The 21,529-nt window shown below is 70.1% G+C and carries 20 protein-coding genes; 11 read left to right on the top strand and 9 right to left on the bottom strand.

The features are described 5' to 3' along the window. The first annotated feature begins 82 nt into the window (after window positions 1-82). Window positions 83-283 carry a helix-turn-helix transcriptional regulator gene (locus ACWIF2_RS13885; protein ID WP_215121270.1) on the top strand — a complete coding sequence of 67 codons (201 nt, stop codon included), beginning with the start codon at window positions 83-85 and terminating at the stop codon, window positions 281-283. Window positions 284-352: 69 nt separating this feature from the next. On the opposite strand, the gene ACWIF2_RS13880 is transcribed toward ACWIF2_RS13885, so the two are convergent. Continuing rightward, on the bottom strand, window positions 353-1,396 hold the full coding sequence (locus tag ACWIF2_RS13880) for a zinc-dependent alcohol dehydrogenase family protein (RefSeq protein WP_454360457.1): 1,044 nt from the start codon (window positions 1,394-1,396) through the stop codon (window positions 353-355). A 75-nt stretch (window positions 1,397-1,471) separates the two neighbouring features. Continuing rightward, window positions 1,472-3,634: an MMPL family transporter gene (locus ACWIF2_RS13875; protein ID WP_454360456.1), complete on the bottom strand. Its 2,163-nt coding sequence runs from the start codon at window positions 3,632-3,634 to the stop codon at window positions 1,472-1,474. A gap of 246 nt (window positions 3,635-3,880) precedes the next feature. On the opposite strand from ACWIF2_RS13875, the gene ACWIF2_RS13870 reads away from it, so the two are divergent. The 3 genes from ACWIF2_RS13870 (at window position 3,881) to ACWIF2_RS13860 (ending at window position 7,268) form a co-directional block, all read left to right on the top strand. Further along, a complete protein-coding gene (locus ACWIF2_RS13870; protein WP_454360455.1) occupies window positions 3,881-4,546 on the top strand; it encodes a TetR family transcriptional regulator in 666 nt (221 codons plus the stop codon). 83 nt (window positions 4,547-4,629) lie between these two features. Further along, complete coding sequence (locus tag ACWIF2_RS13865; RefSeq protein ID WP_454360454.1) at window positions 4,630-4,869, top strand: heavy-metal-associated domain-containing protein; 240 nt, start codon at window positions 4,630-4,632, stop codon at window positions 4,867-4,869. A gap of 161 nt (window positions 4,870-5,030) precedes the next feature. Further along, on the top strand, window positions 5,031-7,268 hold the full coding sequence (locus ACWIF2_RS13860) for a heavy metal translocating P-type ATPase (protein ID WP_454360453.1): 2,238 nt from the start codon (window positions 5,031-5,033) through the stop codon (window positions 7,266-7,268). Window positions 7,269-7,955: 687 nt separating this feature from the next. Here the strand turns inward: ACWIF2_RS13860 and ACWIF2_RS13855 are convergent. After that, the gene (locus ACWIF2_RS13855) at window positions 7,956-9,245 is read right to left on the bottom strand and encodes a citrate synthase (RefSeq protein WP_454360452.1); all 1,290 of its coding nucleotides are present in this window, start codon (window positions 9,243-9,245) and stop codon (window positions 7,956-7,958) included. A gap of 178 nt (window positions 9,246-9,423) precedes the next feature. Further along, window positions 9,424-11,694 (bottom strand): SF1B family DNA helicase RecD2, encoded by a 2,271-nt coding sequence (gene recD2 / locus ACWIF2_RS13850; protein ID WP_454360451.1) that lies wholly within the window; start codon window positions 11,692-11,694, stop codon window positions 9,424-9,426. Between the two features lie 271 nt (window positions 11,695-11,965). Here recD2 and ACWIF2_RS13845 point away from each other — a divergent pair, with 271 nt between their 5' ends. Continuing rightward, window positions 11,966-12,136 carry a hypothetical protein gene (locus ACWIF2_RS13845; protein ID WP_454360450.1) on the top strand — a complete coding sequence of 57 codons (171 nt, stop codon included), beginning with the start codon at window positions 11,966-11,968 and terminating at the stop codon, window positions 12,134-12,136. Here the strand turns inward: ACWIF2_RS13845 and ACWIF2_RS13840 are convergent. Both ACWIF2_RS13840 and ACWIF2_RS13835 read right to left on the bottom strand, forming a co-directional pair. Beyond that, window positions 12,114-12,326 (bottom strand): DUF397 domain-containing protein, encoded by a 213-nt coding sequence (locus tag ACWIF2_RS13840; protein WP_454360449.1) that lies wholly within the window; start codon window positions 12,324-12,326, stop codon window positions 12,114-12,116. The genes ACWIF2_RS13845 and ACWIF2_RS13840 overlap by 23 nt on opposite strands. Then, window positions 12,313-13,137 (bottom strand): helix-turn-helix domain-containing protein, encoded by an 825-nt coding sequence (locus tag ACWIF2_RS13835; protein WP_454360448.1) that lies wholly within the window; start codon window positions 13,135-13,137, stop codon window positions 12,313-12,315. Before ACWIF2_RS13835 ends, ACWIF2_RS13840 begins: the two co-directional genes overlap by 14 nt. A 260-nt stretch (window positions 13,138-13,397) precedes the next feature. Here ACWIF2_RS13835 and ACWIF2_RS13830 point away from each other — a divergent pair, with 260 nt between their 5' ends. Continuing rightward, window positions 13,398-13,691, top strand: coding sequence for a hypothetical protein (locus ACWIF2_RS13830; RefSeq protein ID WP_454360447.1), 294 nt, complete (start codon window positions 13,398-13,400; stop codon window positions 13,689-13,691). A 49-nt stretch (window positions 13,692-13,740) separates the two neighbouring features. Then, window positions 13,741-14,109 carry a DUF4345 domain-containing protein gene (locus tag ACWIF2_RS13825; protein ID WP_454360446.1) on the top strand — a complete coding sequence of 123 codons (369 nt, stop codon included), beginning with the start codon at window positions 13,741-13,743 and terminating at the stop codon, window positions 14,107-14,109. A 16-nt stretch (window positions 14,110-14,125) separates the two neighbouring features. On the opposite strand, the gene ACWIF2_RS13820 is transcribed toward ACWIF2_RS13825, so the two are convergent. Next, window positions 14,126-14,998 carry an alpha/beta fold hydrolase gene (locus ACWIF2_RS13820; protein ID WP_454360445.1) on the bottom strand — a complete coding sequence of 291 codons (873 nt, stop codon included), beginning with the start codon at window positions 14,996-14,998 and terminating at the stop codon, window positions 14,126-14,128. Between the two features lie 94 nt (window positions 14,999-15,092). Between ACWIF2_RS13820 and ACWIF2_RS13815 the strand changes: the two genes are divergently transcribed. Next, window positions 15,093-15,524: a MarR family winged helix-turn-helix transcriptional regulator gene (locus ACWIF2_RS13815; RefSeq protein ID WP_454360463.1), complete on the top strand. Its 432-nt coding sequence runs from the start codon at window positions 15,093-15,095 to the stop codon at window positions 15,522-15,524. Window positions 15,525-15,624: 100 nt separating this feature from the next. Here ACWIF2_RS13815 and ACWIF2_RS13810 read toward each other — a convergent pair whose 3' ends face one another. Together ACWIF2_RS13810 and ACWIF2_RS13805 are read right to left on the bottom strand one after the other, a co-directional pair. Then, a complete protein-coding gene (locus ACWIF2_RS13810; protein ID WP_454360444.1) occupies window positions 15,625-16,272 on the bottom strand; it encodes a dihydrofolate reductase family protein in 648 nt (215 codons plus the stop codon). 81 nt (window positions 16,273-16,353) lie between these two features. Then, window positions 16,354-16,719, bottom strand: a complete 366-nt coding sequence (locus tag ACWIF2_RS13805) for a hypothetical protein (protein ID WP_454360443.1) — start codon at window positions 16,717-16,719, stop codon at window positions 16,354-16,356. A 219-nt stretch (window positions 16,720-16,938) separates the two neighbouring features. Here ACWIF2_RS13805 and ACWIF2_RS13800 point away from each other — a divergent pair, with 219 nt between their 5' ends. Genes ACWIF2_RS13800 through ACWIF2_RS13790 form a run of 3 tightly spaced genes read left to right on the top strand, consistent with a single transcriptional unit; the run spans window position 16,939 to window position 21,435 of the window. Further along, window positions 16,939-17,976, top strand: a complete 1,038-nt coding sequence (locus tag ACWIF2_RS13800; protein WP_454360442.1) for a LacI family DNA-binding transcriptional regulator — start codon at window positions 16,939-16,941, stop codon at window positions 17,974-17,976. Next, window positions 17,973-19,493 (top strand): sugar ABC transporter ATP-binding protein, encoded by a 1,521-nt coding sequence (locus ACWIF2_RS13795; protein WP_454360441.1) that lies wholly within the window; start codon window positions 17,973-17,975, stop codon window positions 19,491-19,493. Before ACWIF2_RS13800 ends, ACWIF2_RS13795 begins: the two co-directional genes overlap by 4 nt. Then, entirely contained in the window at window positions 19,483-21,435 is a 1,953-nt protein-coding gene (locus ACWIF2_RS13790) for an ABC transporter permease/substrate-binding protein (RefSeq protein WP_454360440.1), read from the top strand. The genes ACWIF2_RS13795 and ACWIF2_RS13790 overlap by 11 nt, the downstream gene beginning before the upstream one ends. Window positions 21,436-21,529 lie beyond the last annotated feature (94 nt).

The raw sequence follows: 21,529 nt of genomic DNA, 5'->3' as shown, positions 1-21,529 counted from the left end.
TGTTGATCGCCAGCGCAGCGCCCGGCTCCCCCGGACGGCCGTCCCCGGCCGCCGCCGCGGTGCGCGCGGGGAGGTGCACGTCATGACCGACCGAAAGCTCTGGTCCTACAAGGAGATCGCGGCACACATCAAGGTGCAGCCGGACACCGTGCGGTCCTACCGCAAGCACGGACTGCTGCCGCCGCCCGACCATGTCGAGAGCGGCAAGCCCTACTGGTACGCCGACACGGTCCGGGCCTGGGTCGCCTCCCGGCCCGGCAACCGCGGGCGAAGAGACGACTGACCTCTCGCGCCGCTCCCGTGCCCCACCGTCGAGTGGGGCACGGCAGTCTGCTGCCCCCTCCCCCTGGCGTCAGCTCCACGGCTCGATGACCGTCGCCCCCGCTCCCGGCGCCGTCCCCATCGCCGCCAGCGCGGACGGGACCTCCTCCAGCGTGATCGTGGACGTCACCAGCAGGTCGGGGCGCAGCACACCGCCGCGGACCAGCTCCAGCATCGGCGGATAGCTGTGCGCGGCCATGCCGTGGCTGCCGAGGAGTTCGAGCTCCAGGGCGATGGCGCGGGCCATCGGGACGGGTGTCGTGCCGGTCGGTGAGGGCAGCAGACCGACCTGGACGTGCCGGCCGCGGCGGCGCAGGCCGTTCACCGAGGCGGCGCAGGTGGCGGGTGAGCCGAGGGCGTCGAGCGAGAGGTGGGCGCCGCCGCCGGTCAGGTCGCGGACCGCCGCCGCGGTGTCCGGTACGTCTGCCGCGTCCAGGCAGTGCGCGGCCCCGAACCTCCGTGCCAGCTCCAGCGCTCGGGCCGACACGTCGACGGCCACGACCCGCGCTCCCGACGCCGCCGCGATCATCACCGCGGAGAGCCCGACCCCGCCGCAGCCGTGCACCGCGACCCACTCCCCCGCCGCGACCCGGCCCTGCCGCACCACCGCCCGGTACGCGGTGGCGAACCGGCAGCCGAGGGAGGCCGCCGTCGCGAAGGACAGCTCCCCGGGGAGCGCCACGAGGTTCACGTCGGCGTGGTCCAGCGCCACGTACTCGGCGAAGGAGCCCCAGTGGGTGAAGCCGGGCTGGGTCTGGCGCTCGCACACCTGATGGTCGCCCGCCGCGCAGGACGGGCAGGTGCCGCAGGCGCAGATGAACGGCACGGTGACCCGGTCGCCGGGCCGCCATCCGGTCACCCGGGCACCCACCGCCTCGACGACACCGGCGAGTTCATGCCCGGGCACATGCGGCAGGGCGATGTCCGGGTCGTGGCCCTGCCAGCCGTGCCAGTCGCTGCGGCACAGGCCGGTGGCCTCGACCCGCACGACGACCCCGTGCTCCGCGGGCTCCGGATCCGCGACCTTCCGCACCTCGGCCGTCTCCCCGTACCGCTCGAACACCACGGCCCGCATGGTCCACCCGCCTTCTCGTTCTCGCCCGGTTCGCGCGTGTCCGGGATTCCGAGGTGCCTCTACCTCCCCGGGCGGTCAAGCATGCGACGCTCCGACCTTGTCTCTGGCCTCCTCCGTCTCCTTCGCCGGTTCCGGTTCGCCCTCGCTCAGGCCGAAGCGCTCGTGGAAGCGGCGCAGGGGGCGAGGGGCCCACCAGGTGGCGCGGCCCGTGAGGCGCATGACCGCGGGGACCAGGAGGCTGCGGACGATCATCGCGTCCATCAGGACGGCCAGCGCGATCCCCAGGCCGAGCATCTTGGTGTTGGTCACCCGGGAGGTGCCGATCGCGACCATGACCACGGCCAGGATGACCGCCGCCGCGGTGATCAGGCCGCCCGTGCGCGCCAGGCCGTGCCGCACGGCCTGGTCGTGGTCGCCGGTGTGGTCGTACTCCTCCTTGATACGGGAGAGCAGGAACACCCCGTAGTCCATGGACAGGCCGAAGGCCACACAGAACATCAGGACCGGCAGGGTCGTCTCTATGGAGCCGGGACTGGTGAAGCCGAGCAGGCCGGACAGGTGGCCGTCCTGGAAGACCCAGACGACCGCGCCGAACATGGCCGTCAGACTGAGCGCGTTGAGCACGACCGCCTGGATCGGTATCAGCACGCTGCCCGTGAGGAGGAAGACCAGGAGCAGGGTGACGATCGTGATGAAGACGGCCGCGAGCGGCAGGCGCTCCCCTATGGCGTCCTTGGAGTCGACGAGGACGGCCGCGGTGCCGGTCACCTCGGTGTCGAAGGGGGCCCGGACCTCGCGCAGTTCACCGACCAGGCGCTGGGCCGGATCGTCGACCGCCTCGCCCTTGGGCAGCACGGTGAAGTACGCCGAGTCGCCCTTCACCAGCGGCCCTTCGACCCGCTGCACATCGGGCAGGCCGGCGATCCGCTCCTTGTAGGCGCCGTACTGCGCCTCGGTCGCACGGCCCTGGGCGAGCACTTCGAGGCCGCCGTCGGGGCTGCCGGGGAAGCCCTCCCTGATGTGCTGCTGCACGACATGGGACTCGGAGGTCGAGGGCAGCTGGCGGTCGTCCGCGGTGCCGAACTTCACGCCCAGGAAGGGCAGTCCGAGCAGCACGAGGACGGCTGTGGTGCCCAGGGCGAAGAACGGGGCGCGGCGCATGACGAGCGTCGCCGTACGCGCCCACGCTCTGCCCTCTTCCCCGGCGGGCTTCGGCCGGTGTCCGCGCCGGAACACTCGGCGCAGGTCCAGGGCGTTGACCCGGTTCCCGAGCAGCATCAGCGCCGCCGGGAGCAGGATCAGCGCGGCCGCGGCGGCCAGCAGCACCACGGCGATCCCGGCGTAGGCGAAGGACCGCAGGAAGTACTGCGGGAAGACCAGCATCGCGGCCAGGGAGACCGCGACCGTGAGGGCTGAGAACAGCACTGTGCGTCCGGCGGTGCGCAGGGTCGTGCCGATCGCCGTCAAGGGCTCGGCGCCCGTGGACAGTTCCTCGCGGAAGCGGCGGACGATGAACAGCGCGTAGTCGACGGCGAGGCCGAGGCCGAGGGCGGTGGTGAGGTTGATCGCGAATACGGACACGTCGGTGAGCTCGGTCAGGCCGCGCAGGATCGCGTTGGTCCCGAGGATGGCGACGATGCCGATGCCGAGCGGCAGCAGGGCCGCGACCGCGCTGCCGAAGACCATCACCAGCAGCACGAGTGTCACCGGCAGGGCGATGAGCTCGGCCCGGGTCAGGTCCTCCTGGATGATCGTCTGCATCTCGTGCCGCACGGCGACCGGGCCGCCGACGGTGACCTCCACCGGGCCGTGCGCGCCGCGGTAGTGGGGCGCGATGCGCTCCAGGGTCTCGGCGGCGGTCTTCTCGTCGCCGGTGATACGGGCGGCTATCAGCGCCTCGTGGCCGTCCTCGGCGCGCAGGGCCGGGGTGCCGGACTGCCAGTAGGAGCCGATGCCCGTGACGCCCCGCTCGCTCGCCAGCCGCTCGGCGAGACGCTCGGCCCGGGCGGCCACGGCCGGGTCGTCGACCGAGGCGTCGCCCGCGTCGACCAGGAGCAGCAGGTTGGGCTGGGAGCCGGGGAACTCGCGCTCCAGGGTCTTGGTGGCGCGGGTGGACTCGGCGGCCGGATCCTCCCAGCCGCCGGCGCCGAGCCGGTCGGCGACGCCGCTGCCGGCCAGTACCGCGAGCGCGGTGATCACCAGTGCCACCAGGAGCGACAGTCTGGGCCTCGCGGTCACGTGGGGGTCCCCCCGCTCGAGCGAAGCCGAGAGTGGGGGAGGGTCCAGCCGCTGGTGCGTGGTGGTGTGTTGACTTCGGTCATCGTGCGGTGTCCCCTTCACCGTGACCCGTGTCCAGGCGCAGCCTGACAGCGCGGGGCTGCCATAGACTGGCAAACACGAGAGTTCGCTCGCATTTCTGCCGACTCCAGAATGCGAGCGACCACTCGTGTTTGTCAATCGCGTGATGAGACCTGGGGATAACGCGTGCCCGAGAAGACCGAGAAACCCGCGACGGAGACGACGACCGCGGCCGAGGACCGGCCGCGCCGTCGCCAGGCCCGCGGCGAGCGCCGGATCACCCAACTGCTCGAAGCCGCCGCCACGGTCTTCTCCACGACCGGCTACACGGCCGCCAGCACCAACGCCATCGCCCGCGAGGCGGGCGTCTCGCCGGGCACGCTGTACCAGTTCTTCCCGAACAAGGAAGCGATCGCGATCGAGCTGGGCGGGCGGCTCATGCACGAGATGCGGCAGTCCTACGACGAGGTCCTCAGCCCGATCGACCCCGCGGTGACCCCGATCGAGGAGGCGATCACCGGGACCGTCGACCGCTTCGTCGAGTTCAACTGCACCCACCCGGCCTTCTTCGTGCTGATGCACGGTCCCGACATCCCGGGGCGCATCACCGAGGAGCACGACGCGCTGCACACCACGCTGGTCACCCGGGTCGAGACGCTCCTCGCCCCGTACGTGCCCGACGCGCCCGCCCCGGCCGTCACCCGCACCGCCCAGATGTGCGTCGGCATCTACAAGGCCGGCCTGGAGCTGATCCTGGCCCACGAGGGCGCCGAGCGGGAGGCGTACGTCCAGGAGCTGAAGGACGCCCTGCTGCGCTACCTGCGACCCCCGGTCGAGGACGTCGTCCACTGATACCCCCTAGGGGTACAGTGGGGAAGTGTGCGGGCCCCTCGCGGGCCCCCACAGCCCCACATGCCTCGACGAGGAGTAACGACATGACCGCCCAGACCGACACCACGGGCCCCGTCACCACCGTCTACAAGGTGAGCGGCATGAGCTGCGGACACTGCGAGGGCGCCGTCTCCGGCGAGATCTCCGAGATCTCCGGCGTCAGTTCGGTGACGGCCGTCGCCAAGACCGGCGAGGTCACCGTCGTCTCCGCGGCCCCGCTCGAGGAAGAGGCCGTACGCGCCGCAGTCGACGAGGCCGGTTTCGAGCTGGCCGGCCGGGTCTGACCCCCGCGTTTCACCGAGCGCCGGGCCCAGAGCCCGGAAGCCAGGCCTGAGACGCTCCGGGCCTGGCACTCGTACCGACGTACGGGCCGTACGACCGCCACCCCGGCCCGTACGGCCCGTTCCGTTTCCCGGGCGCCCCGCCACCTCCTGGAGTGAAGGACATGACCAGCACCACCGCCCAGGCGCCGCCGGACCGCGAGCCGGCGGCCGCCGAGGTCGAGCTGCTCATCGGCGGGATGACCTGCGCCTCCTGCGCGGCCCGCGTCGAGAAGAAGCTCAACCGCATGGACGGCGTCACGGCCACCGTGAACTACGCGACGGAGAAGGCCAGGGTCAGCTACCCGGCGGGCACCGAGGTCGCCGATCTGATCGCCACCGTGGTGAAGACCGGGTACACCGCCGAGGAACCCGCGCCCCCGCGCGAGGAGGAACCCGCCGCCGAGGAGGACCCGGAGCTGTCGGCCCTGCGCCGCCGCCTCACCGTCTCGGCCCTGCTCGCCGTGCCCGTGATCCTGCTCGCGATGATCCCGGCCCTCCAGTTCGACAACTGGCAGTGGCTCTCGCTCACGCTCGCCGCGCCGGTCGTCGTGTGGGGCGGACTGCCCTTCCACCGGGCCGCCTGGACGAACGCCCGGCACGGCGCCGCCACCATGGACACCCTGGTCTGCCTCGGCACCCTGGCCGCGTTCGGCTGGTCCCTGTGGGCGCTGTTCCTCGGCGACGCGGGCATGCCGGGCATGCGGCACCCCTTCGAACTCACGGTCTCGCGCGGCGAAAGCGCCTCGCAGATCTATCTGGAGGTCGCCTCCGGCGTCACCGCCTTCATCCTGCTGGGCCGCTATCTGGAGGCCCGCTCCAAGCGCCGCGCCGGGGCCGCGCTCAGGGCGCTGATGGAACTGGGCGCCAAGGACGTGGCGGTCCTGCGGGACGGGCGCGAGGTGCGGATCCCGGCGCAGCGGCTGGCGGTCGGCGACCGGTTCGTCGTACGGCCCGGCGAGAAGATCGCCACCGACGGCACAGTCGTCGAAGGGTCCTCAGCGGTGGACGCCTCGATGCTGACCGGCGAGTCGGTGCCGGTGGACGTGACGGCCGGGGACACGGTCACCGGAGCGACGGTCAACGCGGGCGGCCGGCTGGTCGTCGAGGCCACCCGGGTCGGCGCCGACACCCGGCTCGCGCGGATGGCGAAGCTGGTGGAGGACGCGCAGAACGGCAAGGCCGAGGTGCAGCGGCTCGCCGACCGGATCTCCGGGGTCTTCGTGCCGGTGGTCCTGCTGATCGCCGTCGCCACGGCCGGGGCGTGGCTCGGGCTGACCGGCGACGGTGTCGCCGCCTTCACGGCGGCCGTCGCGGTGCTGATCATCGCCTGCCCGTGCGCGCTGGGCCTGGCCACCCCGACCGCGCTGATGGTCGGCACGGGCCGCGGTGCCCAGCTCGGCATCCTCATCAAGGGCCCGGAGGTCCTGGAGTCCACGCGCCGGATCGACACCGTCGTCCTGGACAAGACCGGCACCGTCACCACGGGCCGGATGACCCTCCAGGAGGTGTACGTCGCCGAGGGCGCCGACGAAAAGGAGGTGCTGCGGCTCGCGGGCGCCGTCGAGCACGCCTCCGAGCACCCCGTCGGGCGGGCGATCGCACTGGGCGCCGAGGCGAGGGCCGGACAACTCCCGGAGGTCGAGGACTTCCGGAGCGTCCCCGGGCGGGGCGTACGGGGGCGGGTGGAGGGCCGTGAGGTCGCCGTGGGGCGGCTCTTCGACGACGTACCGCCGGAGCTGGCCCGCGCGCGGGACGAGGCCGAGCGGGCCGGACGTACGGCCGTCGTGGCCGGCTGGGACGGGACCGCGCGGGCCGTGCTGGCCGTGGCGGACGCGGTCAAGGAGACCAGCGCCGAGGCGGTGCGGGAGCTGCGCGCGCTGGGGCTCACTCCGGTGCTGCTGACCGGGGACAACCGGGCGGTGGCCGAGTCGGTGGCGAGGGCCGTGGGGATCGACCAGGTGGTCGCGGAGGTCCTGCCCGAGGACAAGGTCGACGCCGTACGGCGGCTGCGGGCCGAGGGACGGGTCGTCGCCATGGTGGGCGACGGCGTCAACGACGCGGCCGCGCTCGCCACCGCAGATCTGGGCCTGGCCATGGGCACCGGCACGGACGCGGCGATCGAGGCGGGCGATCTGACGCTGGTCCGCGGCGACCTGCGGGTGGCCGCGGACGCGATCCGGCTGTCGCGCCGGACGCTGGCCACGATCAAGGGCAATCTCGTGTGGGCCTTCGGCTACAACGTGGCCGCGCTGCCGCTGGCCGCCGCGGGGCTGCTGAACCCGATGATCGCGGGGGCCGCGATGGCCTTCTCGTCGGTCTTCGTCGTCACGAACAGTCTCCGTCTCCGGACATTCCGGTGAAGTCCCCCGAATTCGGCCTAAGTTCGCGGCGAACCTGATATGAGCCCCTCTGGAGTCCCGGGCCCGGCTCACATAAGCTCTTCACAAGGCTCGCGCATCATCCTTACGCTTGAGTCCCGCACGGCATTTCCGGGCTCTTGCGCAGCTAACGGACATATGCAAGAGACGCAGATCACAGTGATGTGAACGTAACCATCGAAGGGGTTCGAAGGTCTAAGTTGACGATGTCAGGGAGCGTCTTGGGGGGCGTGACCTGACATCTGGAGATGTCTTGGGGGACTTCTCCAGAGATGCGTTGCCGGGGCACGCACACCGGGAAGCTTTGAGCGGCCCTCCCGGACGTGCGCTGTCCCGGCAGATCGCACACAACAGAGGTGCGACGGGTTTTGCTCGTTGTGCTCACAGCGATTCAGGCGCTGTCCTCACAGACGCCCGGCCGGATCCCGTGGGGGGAATCCGCACCGGGACTGAGAAGGCGCCCTGGCCGTCGGCCCGTGGGGGGACTGACGTTCCGGGGCGCCTTCTTCATTGCGTAAGAAATCACGTAAGCGATCTCGTAAGAGATCGCGCGACGGACCGCGCAACAGACCGCGCAAGCCCCCTCAACCCCCACAGCCCCCTCGGGGGCTATGGCGAGAGCCCCCGCACCCGGCAGCCGGATACGGGGGCTCGTGCGGTTACAGCGTCTCAGCGGGCCTCGACGGGAACGAAGTCCCGCTCGACGACGCCCGTGTAGATCTGGCGCGGGCGGCCGATGCGGGAACCCGGCTCCTTGATCATCTCGTGCCACTGGGCGATCCAGCCCGGCAGCCGGCCGAGGGCGAACAGGACCGTGAACATCTCGGTCGGGAAGCCCATGGCCCGGTAGATCAGACCCGTGTAGAAGTCCACGTTCGGGTAGAGGCTGCGCGAGACGAAGTAGTCGTCGGAGAGCGCGTGCTCCTCCAGCTTCAGCGCGATGTCCAGCAGCTCGTCGGACTTGCCGAGCGCGGACAGCACGTCGTGCGCGGCGGCCTTGATGATCTTGGCGCGCGGGTCGAAGTTCTTGTAGACCCGGTGGCCGAAGCCCATCAGGCGGACGCCGTCCTCCTTGTTCTTCACCTTGCGGATGAAGGTGTCGACGTCGCCGCCGGAGTCGCGGATGCCCTCCAGCATCTCCAGCACCGACTGGTTGGCGCCGCCGTGCAGCGGGCCCCACAGGGCGTTGATGCCGGCGGAGATCGAGGCGAACATGTTCGCCTGCGAGGAGCCGACCAGTCGGACCGTGGAGGTCGAACAGTTCTGCTCGTGGTCCGCGTGCAGGATCAGCAGCTTGTCGAGTGCCGAGACCACGACCGGGTCCAGGTCGTACTCCTGCGCGGGGACCGAGAAGGTCATGCGGAGGAAGTTCTCGACGTAGCCGAGGTCGTTGCGCGGGTAGACGAACGGGTGACCGATCGACTTCTTGTACGCGTACGCCGCGATCGTCGGGAGCTTGGCGAGCAGGCGGATCGTGGAGAGGTTGCGCTGGCGCTCGTCGAACGGGTTGTGGCTGTCCTGGTAGAACGTGGACAGCGCCGAGACGACCGAGGACAGCATGGCCATCGGGTGGGCGTCACGCGGGAAGCCCTTGTAGAAGTTCTTGACGTCCTCGTGCAGCAGGGTGTGCTGCGTGATGTCGTTCTTGAACGTCGAGAGCTCGTCGACGGTCGGCAGCTCGCCGTTGATCAGCAGGTAGGCGACCTCCAGGAACGTGGAGCGCTCGGCCAGCTGCTCGATCGGGTAGCCGCGGTACCGCAGGATGCCCGCTTCGCCGTCCAGGTACGTAATGGCGGATTTGTACGCGGCGGTGTTGCCGTAACCGCTGTCCAGTGTCACCAGACCGGTCTGGGCACGGAGCTTTCCGATGTCGAAGCCCTTGTCCCCGACGGTGCTGCCGATCACCGGGTAGGTGTACTCGCCGTCGCCGTACCGCAGTACTACAGAGTTGTCGCTCACGTCTTCCCTCACCGACGTTGTGCCTCATCTTCGAGGTTGCCCTGACTGTCTCTACCATCCCCCACTTGGCTCAGGAGAGTGCACTCGGGGTCGACCATCGGGCCTATTGACGGCACTGAGTGCCGTCAACTTGCTCATCCTGCCCCCTGTCTTCCCCATCCGGAAGCCTCTGTGACCTTCACGACTCATTTGATCGATCATTTTTTCTAGATCCGCTCGTTCCGAGCCGGAAATCGAGTGCCGTGCACCGCCGGCCCGCCGACACCGTGCGCACCGCCTGGCCGATCGCCTTGCGCGAACCGACGAGTACGACCAGCTGTTTGGCCCGGGTGACCGCCGTGTAGAGCAGGTTCCGCTGGAGCATCATCCAGGCGCCCGTGGTGACCGGGATGACGACCGCCGGGTACTCGCTGCCCTGGGAGCGGTGGATCGTCACCGCGTACGCGTGCGCCAGCTCGTCGAGCTCGTCGAAGTCGTACGGAACCTCCTCGTCCTCGTCCGTCAGCACGGTCAGTCGCTGGTCGACCGGGTCGAGCGAGGTGACCACGCCGACGGTGCCGTTGAAGACGCCGTTCTCGCCCTTCTCGTAATTGTTGCGAATCTGGGTGACCTTGTCCCCGACGCGGAAGACCCGGCCGCCGAACCGCTTCTCGGCTGTGTCGGGGCGGCCGGGGGTGATGGCCTGCTGGAGCAGGCCGTTCAGGGTGCCCGCGCCGGCCGGGCCCCGGTGCATGGGCGCGAGGACCTGCACATCGCGGCGCGGATCGAGCCCGAACTTGGCCGGGATACGACGGGCCGCCACATCCACGGTGAGCCGCCCGGCCTCCTCGGTCTCGTCCTCGACGAAGAGGAAGAAGTCCTTCATGCCGTCGGTGACCGGGTGTTGGCCGGCGTTGATCCGGTGGGCGTTCGTCACCACGCCCGACTGCTGCGCCTGCCGGAAGACCCGGGTCAGACGGACCGCCGGGATCGGTCCCCCGTCGGCGAGCAGATCCCGCAGCACCTCCCCCGCACCCACGCTCGGCAACTGGTCCACGTCCCCGACGAACAGCAGATGCGCCCCCGGGGGCACGGCCTTCACCAGCTTGTTGGCGAGCAGCAGGTCCAGCATGGACGCCTCGTCGACCACCACCAGGTCGGCGTCGAGCGGACGGTCCCGGTCATAGGCCGCGTCGCCGCCGGGCTTCAGCTCCAGCAGACGGTGGACTGTGGAAGCCTCGGCGCCGGTGAGCTCGGACAGGCGCTTGGCGGCCCGGCCGGTCGGCGCGGCGAGCACGACCTTGGCCTTCCTGGCGCGGGCCAGCTCCACGATCGAGCGGACCGTGAACGACTTCCCGCAGCCGGGGCCGCCGGTGAGGACGGCGACCTTCTCGGTCAGCGCCAGCTTGACGGCGGCCTCCTGCTCGGGCGCGAGCTCGGTGCCGGTTCGGCCCTTGAGCCAGGCGAGGGCCTTGTCCCAGGCCACCGTACGGAAGCCCGGCATCCGGTCCTCCTCGGTGCGCAGGAGGCGCAGCAGCTGGACGGAGAGGGAGAGTTCGGCGCGGTGGAAGGGCACGAGGTAGATCGCGGTGACCGGCTCCCCGCCGTCCGGCCCCGGGACCTTCTCCCGTACGACGCCGGGTTCTTCGCCGTCCTCCCCCGGCTCGGCCAGCTCGGCCAGGCACTCGATGACCAGGCCCGTGTCGACCTGAAGGAGCTTGACCGCGTCCTTGATCAGCTGCTCCTCCGGGAGGAAGCAGTGCCCCTGGTCGGTGGACTGCGACAGCGCGTACTGCAGACCCGCCTTGACTCGCTCCGGGCTGTCGTGCGGAATGCCGACGGACTGGGCGATCTTGTCTGCGGTGAGGAAGCCGATGCCCCAGACGTCGGCCGCGAGCCGGTAGGGCTGGTTCTTCACCACGGAGATGGAGGCGTCGCCGTACTTCTTGTAGATGCGCACCGCGATGGACGTGGACACCTCGACGGTCTGGAGGAAGAGCATGACCTCCTTGATGGCCTTCTGTTCCTCCCAGGCGTCGGCGATCTTCTTGGTCCGCTTGGGGCCGAGACCCGGGACCTCGATCAGCCGCTTGGGCTCCTCCTCGATGATCTGGAGCGTGTCCAGCCCGAAGTGCTGCGTGATCCGGTCGGCGAAGACCGGCCCGATGCCCTTGACCAGCCCCGAGCCGAGGTAGCGGCGAATGCCCTGGACGGTGGCCGGCAGAACGGTCGTGTAGTTCTCCACATGGAACTGCTTGCCGTACTGCTGGTGCGACCCCCAACGCCCCTCCATCCGCAGGGACTCGCCGACCTGCGCGCCGAGCAGCGCGCCCACGACCGTGAGCAGATCACCGCCGCCTCTGCCGGTGTCGACCCGGGCGACCGTGTAGCCGTTCTCCTCGTTGGCGTAAGTGATGCGCTCGAGTACGCCTTCCAGCGTGGCCAGTCGCCGCTCGCCCTGATCGGTCATGGTGGGACCGTACCGCCTGGGTAGGACAACGCCCCTGAATAAAGCGACCGGTCAGTATGCGGCCGGGCTCTCACCTTTCACGCTGGATTCACACGGAAGCTTGAAGCTTTACAGTTCAAGCATCAGTGTCGTCCCTTTTGGGCTCCTTACGCGTGGGACGATCCAGGAGTTCATCAAGGGGCGGATTTCGATTCCGGAGTGACCGTGATGCCGACGCGTCCCCCAGGCCCGAACGCCCTTGACGCCCCGGACCGAATGACGACGAGGAACGATGTCACCCCAGGCCCAGAGCGTCGCCCTGTGGATCATGTCCCTGGCCATCAACGTCACGGCGGCGTGCGCGGGGATCGTGTGGGGCTGGGAGGCCTTCGCACAGTTTCTGCTGCCAGCGTTCGGGTCGGTGGTGGGCGCGTCGCTGGTCAGTTACAGCTTGCGGCGGTGAGGTGACCGTCCTTGAGGGCGGTGACGAAGGCGGTCCAGCCGGTTGCCGAGAAGGTCAGGGTGGGGCCGGGGGTGTTCTTGCTGTCTCGGACGGGGATGTCGGGGTGGCCGCAGGCGACTTCGAGGCAGTCGGCTTGACTACCGCCGCTGTAGCTGGACTTGAACCACCCGGTGCGCTCACTGCTGGTCATGTGCGTGTTCCTCCGCTGCCGACCTGACGAGGGCCAGTGAATCCTGCTGCGACAACGCGTCGCTCAGGGCCAGAGCGTAGGCGGTCTGGCAAGCACTCACCAGCGCCGGATCGTCCATCAGGCGCCCGGTCTCGAACGCGTCGACGTATGCCACAGGGGCGGAGTCCTCGAAGCTCATCAGGATGAGCAGGCTCTCCATGAGCGGATGCGCACCCACGCCGTACGGAACAACGTGCAGCCGAATTCGTCGCGCCTCGGCCAGGTCCGCGAGCCTGTGCAGCTGCTCCGCCATTACCCGTGGGCCACCGACGCGGCGTCGCAGCACGGACTCGTCGAGAAGCGTCCAGACGACCGGAGGCGACGGCCCGTCGAGAATCCGGACACGCTCTGTTCGAATGACAACTTGCCTGTCAAGTTCCTCGTCTGTGGAGTTGGGACGGTAGGCGGCGAAGACGGCCCGCGCGTAATCAGGCGTCTGAAGCAGGCCGGGAACCAGTGTGAGTGCGAAATGCTGGATCAGCCTCGCCTGTCGCTCCAGTTCGGCGGCGGCAGCGAAGCGAGGGTCGTACTTGCTCTCCAGATCCTCCAGCCACCGCGCGAAGAACCCGTCCGTCCCCAGCGCCCGGTCGATCCGCAGCGCGTCATCCGGCTTCGGCAGGCGCCTCCCCGCCTCGAAGTGGCTGATCAGCGTGGGTGAGCACACGACCTGGTCGCCCAGTTCCTCCTGGGTGAGGCCGACCGCTGTCCGCCTCAGCCGCAGCTCCTCTCCGTACTTCTGACGCGGCGTTCGAAGTGCGCGGCGATCGTCCATCGGCCAACTCCTCTTCTTGACAAGCGCGATGTCAAGCTCCGACCCCTGGCAGCGTAGCCAGAGCCGACCCCACTCTGTGAGTGATTCAGCACAGAACGCAGTCACCGCAGGTGAGAAGGTAGGCCGACAGACATGACAGACCGAATCGCCCGGCTCCTCGAGCCGATCCTCCGCATCCTGTTCCCGCCTCGCGGGCGGCGACGGCGATCGTCGGCACCGATCCCCTGCCGGTGTGCGTGCCTGATGACGGAGTCGGGCGCATGACCGGTGGAGCACACGAACGCCTGTTGCCATGGACCGGTATCGACGGAAAGCCGTGCTACCTCGTGGGCGACGGCACGGGCTACGTCTCCCGTCTCGCCGACGACATCGAGGACGTACAGCTCGGCATGGCGGACGACCTGCTCGGGCACGCCGACGCACTCCTCGCGGAACGCCGGGTGACGAGCGCGGAAGTGCGCTACCTGGCTCTGAGGCTCACCGAGTGCCTGCGGGACGTCAGGCGGGTCGCGGAAAGCAGAGGGGCACGCCTCTGTCCGCGCGAAAGACCATGACCTTGGAGGTAATTGAGGACCGGCGCGCTCCTGCGACACCCTCGCGGTCATGTCCTCCGTCCTCGTCGGCGCCGTCGCGCTGTTCTTCCTGGGAATGGGCCTCTTCGGGCTTGTCGCTCCGAGGACGCTCATTCGGCCCTTCGGGATCGAGCTGTCCGTTCCCGAGGCGCGTGCTGAAGTCCGGGCTGTCTACGGCGGTTTTGGTGTAGCTGTCGGTGCCCTCCTCGCCTGGACAGCCCTCGGCGCCTCCGGCGATCTACGGTCCGGCGTGGTGATCACGGTGGCGGTGTCGCTGGCGGGGATGGCGTTCGGGCGGTTGGCGGCGCGGGTGGTGGAGCGACCGTCGGCGTTCTACCCGTCCTGGTTCTACTTCTGGGTCGAGACCGTGGGAGCCGTTGTGCTGGTCAGCTGTGCGTAGTCGGCGTGGGCCGGGCTCAGCCGGCCGGCCCGGTCAGGAAGTCGGTGATGCGGCGACTCGCTTCGGCCGGGGCGGCGTGCGGCAGGGCGTGGTGGGAGACGTTCGGCAGTGTGGCCGTCGTGGCGCGTGGCAGCAGTTTCCCGGCGCGTGCGGCCACCTTGGACGGGTTGTGGGTCCGGGTGTTCTCGGCGAGGAGCACGAGGACCGGCAGGTCCAAGGCTCGCAGCGCGCCCGGGTTCGGGCGTGGCCCCACCACCGGGCGCACGCCGGGGAAGCCCGCGGCCGCCTCCTGGAGAGCGAGCCAGTCGGGGTCGAGCGCGGCGCCCCCGGTCTCCCATTCCAGGAACGTCCGGACCCGGCGGGGCGTGGGCCGCAGCAGCATCCGCACCGCGTGCGCTCCGTAGGCCCACTTCATCTTGGCGAAGCAGTAGGTCGGGTCCAGGAGGACCAGCCGGCGTACCCGGTGGGGCGCGCGCAGGGCGTACCGCAACGCGATCCAGGCGCCGTACGAGTGCCCGCCCAGGTCGGTCTCCGCGAGGCCGAGGCCCTTGAGGAGCGCGTCCAGCCAGGACACCAGGTCGGCGGTCGTACGGGGGTGGCGGCCGGGGGCCGGTGTGCTGCGGCCCGGGGCGCCGATCAGGTCGACGGCGTACAGCCGGTGGACGCGGGAGAGTTCGGCGGCCTGCCGGTACCAGGAGGCGGAGGTCGCGCTTCCGCCTCCCGGGAGCAGGAGGAGGGGAGGGGCGTCGGCCGGGCCACAGATGTTCACGTGCGTCTCACCGAAGGGCGTGGGCACGGTCGCGGCCTCACGCGATGCCGGCCACTTGGCCATGACCCTGTCGTAGGCGGCGAGGAAGCCGTCCATGTCGTACGTATCGCGAGCGCTCATGAGCCAGAGCTCCCTTATTATCTCGCTCAGTGAGATACTTGTTGACCGAGATGATAGTCGGAGGCCACGGGTGCCCGACCAGAGGTACGAGGAGATGGAGATCGTCCATCTCCTGCGCGCTGTGACCGTCGACTTGGGGCGGCACAGCGCCCGGTTCGCCCAGCGCAACGGCATGCATCCCACCGATGTGCGGGCGCTGATCGTCCTGATGGACGCCCACCGCGCGGGTGAGGAGACCACGGCGGGGCGACTCGGTGCCGCGCTCGGGCTGAACTCGGCCGGGACCACGGCACTGGTCGACCGGCTGGAGCGGGCCGGGCATGTGCGGCGGGTGCGCGGCGAGCGGGACCGTCGCAAGGTCGGTATCGAGGTGACCGAGGGCGCGATCGCCCTCGGCCGGCAGCACTTCGGGCCCTTGATCGACCGGGCGGTGGGCCTGTTGAGCGGGTACGACGAGCGGGAACTGGCCGCGATCAGGGGCTTTCTGGCCGGGGTGCGGGAGGCCGCGGCCGGGGAGGGCGACTAGCGGCGCGCGGGGAGAATGGTTGAGTGGAGCGATCGGGCCGCACCCGGCCGTGAAAGCTCAGGTAGCCAGACTCCCCGTTGTCCCGAACGCTCCACTTGCCTCACCGTCTCCAGAAGAGGTGGTGCGTCACCCCGCTCGGGCTCGGTACGACGTCGCGGTGGAAGCGGTCGAGGAGCTCGTCGGGTGACTCCCAGAGCCGTGAGCCCGACCCGAGCTTCACGCCCGGCGAGACCGCCACGTGCAGTGTGTCGACCAGGTCCGCGTCGAGGAACTCCCGGATGGTGGCGGCCCCTCCCCCGAGGCGGACGTCCTTGCCCTGCGCCGCTTCCCGCGCCTGGGCGAGGACCTCGGCCGGGTCGCCGCCGACGAAGTGGAACGTGGTGTCGGAGAGGGTGAAGGAGGGGCGCTCGTGGTGGGTCATCACGAACACCGGCGTGTGGAAGGGGGGTTCCTCGCCCCACCAGCCCTTCCAGTCGTGGTCCTGCCAGGGGCCGCGGTGAGGACTGAACTTGTTGCGGCCCATGATCTCGGCGCCGATATTGTTGGCGAAGTCGCGCGTGAGGTAGTCGTCGAGGCCACGGCTGCCGCCGGGTTCCGTGCGGTTGGGCCAGCTCGCCGTGGCCCCGGCCCAGGCGAACATCGTCCCGGGGTCGGCGTGGCCGAACGGACGCTCCAGGCTCTGGTTCTCACCGGCGCCGAATCCGTCGCTCGAGACGTTGAAGTTCTGCACGCGCAGTAGCTGAGGCACGGGGCTCCTCCTGTGGTCGATGAGGGGTGGACCCCTCCGGCCGGCGAAACTCATCGGCCCCTGGGGAACCCCCTGCCCGTCTCACCCGGACTGCGCCACCACGTGCTCGATGACCTGCTTGAATTCGTCGGTCGGGGAGAACTCCACCAGATCGCTGTCCTCCAGGGCGAGCGGCACATGGCCCGGAGCCCAGTAGTACGCCTGCCCCGCCTCGTACTCCTCCTCGCCGGATGCCGTGCTCATCCTGATCCGCCCCTTCATCAGGTAGCCCCAGTGGGGGCACTGGCACGCGTCGTCGGGCAGGCCCTTGAGGGCCGGGCCCATGTCGGTGCCCTGCGGCAGGCGGATGTAGCTCACCGACATGTCACCCCCGATCGGCATGTTGCGTACCTCCACGCCGTCGCCTTCGAGGGCGACGGGTACGTCGTTCCGGGTCGCCGCCGTCATGACTCCTCCGCTCGCCGTGGAAACGGACCTCCTCCTTCCACCCTGAACCGCCGGGGAGCCTCCCGCGACATCACGATCCGGTTTCGAGGTGCCGTCGGGGTCTTGATTTACCGGCGTGTAATCGATTCCATCCACCCGTCGATGTAATCGATTCCACGAGTTCCCCGAGTGTTCGCACGGGGCGCTCCCACGACTGATCCACAAGGAGGTGGAGCGGCGGTGGCCAGCATCAAGGACGTCGCTGCCGAGGCAGGCGTCTCCGTCGCCACGGTCTCGCGCGTCCTGAACGACCATCCGTCGGTCAGCGCCGACGCACGCGCACGCGTGCTGGCCGCCGTCGGGGCCCTGGGCTACCGCCCGAACGCCGTCGCCCGCTCCCTGCGCACCGACCAGACCCACACCCTCGGGCTGGTCATCAGCGACGTGATGAACCCCTACTTCACCGAACTGGCCCGCTCCGTCGAGGAGGAGGCCCGCGCGCTCGGCTACAGCGTCATCATCGGCAACGCCGACGAGCGGCCCGACCTCCAGGACCACCACGTACGGAACCTGCTGGACCGGCGCATCGACGGACTCCTCGTCTCCCCCACCGACGGCGGCTCGCCGCTGATGCTCGACGCCGCCCGGGCCGGGACACCCATGGTCTTCGTGGACCGGTGGATCCCGGGCGTGGACGTGCCGGTGGTGCGGGCGGACGGCCGGACCGCCGTGCGGGATCTCGTGGCGCATCTGCACGGGCTCGGGCACCGGCGGCTCGCGATCATCGCGGGACCGGCGGCGACCACGACCGGCCGGGAGCGTGTGGAGGCCTTCCGGGAGGCGCTCGCCGCGTACGGCCTCGAACTCCCCGACGCCTACATAGGGCAGGGCGACTTCCAGGCCGAGAGCGGGCGCCGGGTCACCGAGGGGTTCCTCGATCTGGCCGAGCCGCCCGAGGTCGTGTTCGCGGCCGACAACCTGATGGCGCTCGGCGCGCTGGACGCCGTACGCGCGCGTGGCGTGCGCGTGCCGGAGGACATCGCGCTGGCCGCCTTCGACGACATCCCCTGGTTCGTGCATACCGATCCGCCCATCACCGCGATCGCCCAGCCGACCGGTGAGCTGGGGCGTGCCGCGGTGCGCGCGCTGGTCGCCCGGATCGAGGGCCGGCCCGGGGAGTCCGTCACCCTCCCCGCCCGGCTCGTCGTCCGCCGCTCGTGCGGCGAGCAACCGGATTCTTTGGAGCCGTCCCCCGTAACGAACAGGAGCCAGACGTGAGCAACGCGGACGAGTTGCTGCGCATCGAGGGCATACGGAAGACCTTCCCGGGTGTGGTCGCGCTGGACGGCGTGGACTTCGACCTGCGCCGGGGCGAGGTGCATGTGCTGCTCGGTGAGAACGGCGCGGGCAAGAGCACCCTCATCAAGATGCTCTCCGGCGCCTACACCCCCGATGGCGGGCGGATCATGGTCGGCGGTGAGGAGACGCGCATCCAGGGTGCGCAGGACTCCGAGCGGCTCGGGATCGCCACCATCTACCAGGAGTTCAACCTCGTTCCCGATCTGACGGTCGCCGAGAACATCTTCCTGGGGCGCCAGCCGCGCCGGTTCGGGATGATCGACCGCAAGCGGATGGAGGCGGACGCCGAGGTGCTGCTGAAGCGCGTCGGGGTCAGCGTCTCGCCACGCGCGCGGGTGCGCGAACTCGGTATCGCACGCCTGCAGATGGTCGAGATCGCCAAGGCGCTCAGCCTGGACGCGCGCGTGCTGATCATGGACGAGCCGACCGCCGTGCTCACCTCCGAGGAGGTCGAGAAGCTCTTCGCGATCGTGCGCAAGCTGCGCGAGGACGGCGTCGGGATCGTCTTCATCACGCACCACCTGGAGGAGATCGCCGCCCTGGGCGACCGGGTCACGGTCATCCGGGACGGCAAGAGCGTCGGCCAGGTGCCCGCCGCCACGCCCGAGGACGAGCTGGTGCGGCTCATGGTGGGGCGGTCGATCGAGCAGCAGTACCCGCGTGAGCGGGCCGAGGCGGGAGCCGCGTTGCTCTCCGTCGAGGGGCTCACCCGCGACGGGGTCTTCCACGACGTCAGCTTCGAGGTGCGCGCCGGTGAGGTCGTCGGCATCGCCGGGCTCGTGGGCGCCGGTCGTACCGAGGTCGTGCGGGCGCTCTTCGGGGCCGATCCGTACGACAAGGGAGCCGTGAAGGTCTCCGGGGCCGCCCTGAAGGGTCACGACGTCAACGCTGCCATGACCGCCGGCATCGGGCTCATCCCCGAGGACCGCAAGGGCCAGGGCCTGGTGCTGGACGCGTCGGTCGAGGAGAACCTCGGCCTGGTGACGCTGCGGTCGGCCACGCGCGCGGGGCTCGTCGATCTGAAGGGCCAGCGGGAGGCCGCCGCGCGGATCGCCGAGCAGCTCGGCGTGCGGATGGCGGGCCTCGGCCAGCACGTGCGCACGCTGTCCGGCGGCAACCAGCAGAAGGTCGTCATCGGCAAGTGGCTGCTCGCCGAGACCAGGGTGCTGATCCTCGACGAGCCGACGCGCGGTATCGATGTCGGCGCCAAGGTAGAGATCTACCAGCTGATCAACGAACTGACGGCGGCCGGTGCCGCCGTACTCATGATCTCCAGCGATCTGCCCGAGGTGCTCGGCATGAGCGACCGGGTGCTGGTGATGGCCCAGGGCCGGATCGCGGGTGAGCTCTCCGCCGACGAGGCCACTCAGGACGCCGTGATGGCGCTCGCAGTAAGCAACCCCAGCACTGACAAGGAGGCCTCCCGTGGCCACTGACACGCTCAAGAGCACGACGGGCGCGGGAGCCGCCTCGGGGGGCCTGCGCCGCCTGCTGCTCGACAACGGCGCGCTCACCGCGCTCATCGTCCTGGTCGTCGCGATGTCGGCGCTGTCCGGCGACTTCCTGACGACGGACAATCTCCTCAACGTCGGCGTCCAGGCGGCCGTGACCGCCATCCTCGCCTTCGGCGTGACCTTCGTGATCGTCTCGGCGGGCATCGACCTGTCGGTCGGCTCGGTCGCCGCGCTGTCGGCCACGGTCCTCGCGTGGAGCGCCACCTCGGCGGGCGTCCCGGTGTTCGCCGCCGTCCTGCTGGCCATAGCGACCGGTGTCGTGTGCGGTCTGGTCAACGGCATCCTGATCTCCTACGGCAAGCTGCCGCCGTTCATCGCGACGCTGGCCATGCTGTCGGTGGCCCGCGGTCTGTCCCTCGTCATCTCCGAGGGCTCCCCGATCGCCCTGCCCGACTCGGTCTCCCACCTCGGGGACACGCTCGGCGGCTGGCTGCCCGTGCCGGTCCTGGTCATGATCGTGATGGGTCTGATCGCGGCATTCGTGCTCGGCCGTACCTACATCGGCCGCTCGATGTACGCCATCGGCGGCAACGAGGAAGCCGCGCGGCTGTCCGGCCTGCGCGTGAAGAAGCAGAAGCTCGCCATCTACGCCTTCTCCGGCGTCTTCGCCGCCGTCGCCGGTGTCGTCCTGGCCGCCCGGCTGTCCTCCGCGCAGCCGCAGGCCGCCGACGGCTACGAGCTGGACGCGATCGCGGCGGTCGTCATCGGCGGCGCGTCCCTGGCCGGCGGTACGGGCAAGGCGTCCGGCACGCTGATCGGCGCGCTGATCCTGGCCGTGCTGCGCAACGGGCTGAACCTGCTGAACGTGTCGGCGTTCTGGCAGCAGGTCGTCATCGGTGTCGTCATCGCGCTGGCGGTGCTGTTCGACACGCTGCGGCGCAAGGCGGGGGCCACTCCGGGGACCGCCGGTACCTCTCAGGGAGGCAGGGGCAAGCAGGCGGCGACGTACGGGCTCGCGGCCGTGGTCACCGTCGCGATCGTGGGCGCCACGTCGTTCCTGCACAACGGCTCCTCCGCCGCGAGCACCCCGAAGATGGGCCTGTCGCTGTCCACCCTCAACAACCCCTTCTTCGTGCAGATCCGGGCGGGCGCCCAGGCCGAGGCGAAGAAGCTGGGCGTGGACCTGACCGTCACGGACGCCCAGAACGACGCCTCGCAGCAGGCCAACCAGCTGCAGAACTTCACCAGCTCCGGGCTCGGCGCGATCATCGTCAACCCGGTGGACTCGGACGCGGCCAGCAACTCGGTGAAGGCCGCCGACAAGGCTGACATCCCGGTCATCGCCGTGGACCGCGTCGTCAACAACGCCAAGCTGGACACACTGGTCGCCTCCGACAACGTCGCCGGCGGTGAACTCGCCGCCAAGTCGATCGGCGAGAAGCTCGGCGGCAAGGGCAAGATCGTGATCCTCCAGGGCCAGGCGGGCACCTCCGCGGCCCGCGAGCGCGCGCAGGGCTTCGCCAACGGCCTCAAGGCCTACCCGGGCATCCAGGTCGTCGCCCAGCAGCCCGCGGACTTCGACCGCACCAAGGGCCTCGACGTGATGTCGAACCTGCTCCAGGCCCACCCGGACGTCCAGGGCGTCATCGCCGCGAACGACGAGATGGCGCTCGGCGCGATCAAGGCGCTGGGTTCCAAGGCCGGCAAGTCGGTCTCCGTGGTCGGCTTCGACGGCACGCCTGACGGACTGAAGGCGGTCGAGGGCGGCAGCCTGTACGCGTCGGTGGCGCAGCAGCCGTCGCAGCTCGGGAAGATCGCCGTGGACAACGCCCTCAAGGCGCTCCAGGGCAAGAAGGTCGAGGAGACGGTGAAGGTGCCGGTGAAGGTGGTCACGAAGGAGAACGTGGCCGGCTTCAGCGGCTGATATCGCCGATATCGCTGATACCGCTGGCATCGGGGAACGGCCGGGCGGCGCCCAGCGCACGGGCCCGCCCGGCCATGTCACTCACGTGGGGAGA

The sequence above is a fragment of the Streptomyces sp. NPDC055506 genome (genome assembly GCF_053643595.1).
Note: the sequence above shows the minus strand (reverse complement) of the source record. Positions and strands in the feature narration are given on the sequence as shown.

Bases quoted from the DNA above. Each gene is read 5' to 3' on its own strand.
- ACWIF2_RS13815 (WP_454360463.1), top strand. From the start codon at position 15,093: ATGGAGATCGTCCATCTCCTGCGCGCTGTGACCGTCGACTTGGGGCGG.
- ACWIF2_RS13805 (WP_454360443.1), bottom strand. From the start codon at position 16,719: ATGACGGCGGCGACCCGGAACGACGTACCCGTCGCCCTCGAAGGCGAC.
- ACWIF2_RS13835 (WP_454360448.1), bottom strand. From the start codon at position 13,137: ATGGACGATCGCCGCGCACTTCGAACGCCGCGTCAGAAGTACGGAGAG.
- ACWIF2_RS13865 (WP_454360454.1), top strand. From the start codon at position 4,630: ATGACCGCCCAGACCGACACCACGGGCCCCGTCACCACCGTCTACAAG.
- ACWIF2_RS13885 (WP_215121270.1), top strand. From the start codon at position 83: ATGACCGACCGAAAGCTCTGGTCCTACAAGGAGATCGCGGCACACATC.
- ACWIF2_RS13840 (WP_454360449.1), bottom strand. From the start codon at position 12,326: ATGACCAGCAGTGAGCGCACCGGGTGGTTCAAGTCCAGCTACAGCGGC.
- recD2 (WP_454360451.1), bottom strand. From the start codon at position 11,694: ATGACCGATCAGGGCGAGCGGCGACTGGCCACGCTGGAAGGCGTACTC.
- ACWIF2_RS13825 (WP_454360446.1), top strand. From the start codon at position 13,741: ATGTCCTCCGTCCTCGTCGGCGCCGTCGCGCTGTTCTTCCTGGGAATG.
- ACWIF2_RS13820 (WP_454360445.1), bottom strand. From the start codon at position 14,998: ATGAGCGCTCGCGATACGTACGACATGGACGGCTTCCTCGCCGCCTAC.
- ACWIF2_RS13845 (WP_454360450.1), top strand. From the start codon at position 11,966: ATGTCACCCCAGGCCCAGAGCGTCGCCCTGTGGATCATGTCCCTGGCC.
- ACWIF2_RS13860 (WP_454360453.1), top strand. From the start codon at position 5,031: ATGACCAGCACCACCGCCCAGGCGCCGCCGGACCGCGAGCCGGCGGCC.
- ACWIF2_RS13830 (WP_454360447.1), top strand. From the start codon at position 13,398: ATGACCGGTGGAGCACACGAACGCCTGTTGCCATGGACCGGTATCGAC.
- ACWIF2_RS13880 (WP_454360457.1), bottom strand. From the start codon at position 1,396: ATGCGGGCCGTGGTGTTCGAGCGGTACGGGGAGACGGCCGAGGTGCGG.